At 63.2% G+C, this 1,615-nt stretch carries 2 protein-coding genes and 1 pseudogene; 1 reads left to right on the plus strand and 2 read right to left on the minus strand.

Going from position 1 to position 1,615, the window contains the following annotated elements:
• Nucleotides 1-293: FAD-dependent oxidoreductase (locus ABZW96_RS37585; RefSeq protein WP_355081645.1), on the minus strand; the 293-nt coding region annotated here is incomplete at its 3' end.
• Entirely contained in the window at nt 290-706 is a 417-nt protein-coding gene (locus ABZW96_RS37590; protein WP_355081647.1) for a nuclear transport factor 2 family protein, read from the minus strand. The genes ABZW96_RS37590 and ABZW96_RS37585, both read right to left, overlap by 4 nt.
• 122 nt (nt 707-828) lie before the next feature.
• Here ABZW96_RS37590 and ABZW96_RS37595 point away from each other — a divergent pair.
• Nucleotides 829-966, plus strand: a pseudogene (locus ABZW96_RS37595) (PadR family transcriptional regulator); the annotation flags it as partial.
• Nucleotides 967-1,615: the final 649 nt, after the last annotated feature.

Genomic DNA, 1,615 nt, shown 5'->3' on the forward strand with positions numbered 1-1,615 from the left:
ATCACGGCACGATAGAGGTCGTGTTCTTGCACGAACTCCAGCTTGTCGGCGATGCCGAGTTGCTGGAACAGCCCTTCTCGCAACGACATCGGCTGACCATCGATGCCAACGCCGGACAGCTGGTGCAACGCGACCTCGAACTCGAAACGTCCACGGCGGAAGGATGTTCCGCAGCCCCCGGGAATATTGTGCCGCTCGAGCAGGAGGGTTCGCGCGCCCGCGCGCTGGAGGGTCGCGGCGGCGGTCAGCCCGGCATTGCCCGCGCCGATGACGATGGCGTCGTAGTCGCTCACGCTCCGGCGGCTTCCCGCTCGAGCTGCGCGGCGGCCTCGGCCTTGATCCGCTCGAACTGCTCACCCATACGCGCCGCGAGGGCCTGTGCCGCCGAGAGCGGACGCACCATGACCATGAAGTCGTCGATCTTGCCGTCCTCGTCGAAGTGCAGGAAGTCGCAGCCGGTCAGCCGCTTGCCGTCGACGGTGGCCTCGAACACGAACGCGTGATCACGACCGTCCGCGTCGGCGATCTCGCGCACATAGCGGAAATCTTCGAACACGCGGATCACCGCGCGCAGGATGGCCGCGGTGATCGCCTTGCCCGGGTACGGCTGGAATGCCACCGGACTGGTGAACACCACGTTGTCGGCCAGCAGCGCCTCGATAGCGGCCTCGTCACGAGCTTCCACGGCTACGCGGAAGGGGTGCATCTCCAACCTCCTATACTCAAGAAATTTAATAGGTGACTTGAACCGTATCCAGGTCGAGTCGACCTGTCCATAGCTCGAAGGACAGATATTTGATTAATCTTCTTGAGTGGTAGCCTGAGCCGATGGCGCTACGTAACGCGGTGCTGGCCGCCCTGCTGGAGGGCGAGGCTTCCGGCTACGACCTGGCCAAGAGCTTCGACGCCTCGGTGGCCAACTTCTGGATGGCCACGCCCCAGCAGCTGTACAAGGAGCTGGAGCGCCGTCGAGGGTGTCTGCAACTTCTTCGCGAGAACGCTGCTCTGCAGCTCGGTGAAGTGCATCAACCGCTCTACCCGTTTCCGGACGACCCGCACGCCTCCGAGACCACCGTGGCATGCACCCGCGGCGATCCGTAAGTGCGACCGGAACAGGTATTATTATCAATAATCTCCGTCAGCAGCCCTTCGTCCTGCAATCTCGGTGCGACGACGGGGCTCTTCGCGCGCTCGACCCTCCGTAGTAGTCGAGTAGGCGATTCCGTGAACCCGTAGATGGACAGTTCCGAAAAATCTTCTGGCGCACCCGAGTTGCTGCGCATCTGGGTCGTCCGCTTGGGATCCGCCTCCCCGACTACAACCTGACCGCGCGAGCCCTTAACTTGGCAGGGTACTTTCTGATGCCGCCGCAGATGACTTCTTCCGGTCCTATCGGGCCACATATCAGAGCCCTCTGGAAATTGGGGAAGCTCAATCTGTCACGGCCGAGACGCCGCCCGGCTCGACCCGGTGTTCTCACGAGCGCCGGCCGCGCTGGGGCTTGCGTGCGGCTTCGTCGACTACCTGAGCCTGCCGTTCGGCGGGCACCAAGGCGCGGATGTCCTCTCGGGAGCCGATCATCAGTTTCGCCAGGATCGAGCTCATCTGGGCGTCG

This window comes from Nocardia sp. NPDC004168 (assembly GCF_040610355.1).
Lineage (GTDB): Bacteria > Actinomycetota > Actinomycetes > Mycobacteriales > Mycobacteriaceae > Nocardia > Nocardia sichangensis.

Excerpts from the sequence above, each read along its gene's own strand:
- ABZW96_RS37590 (WP_355081647.1), bottom strand. The coding sequence starts at position 706 with ATGCACCCCTTCCGCGTAGCCGTGGAAGCTCGTGACGAGGCCGCTATC.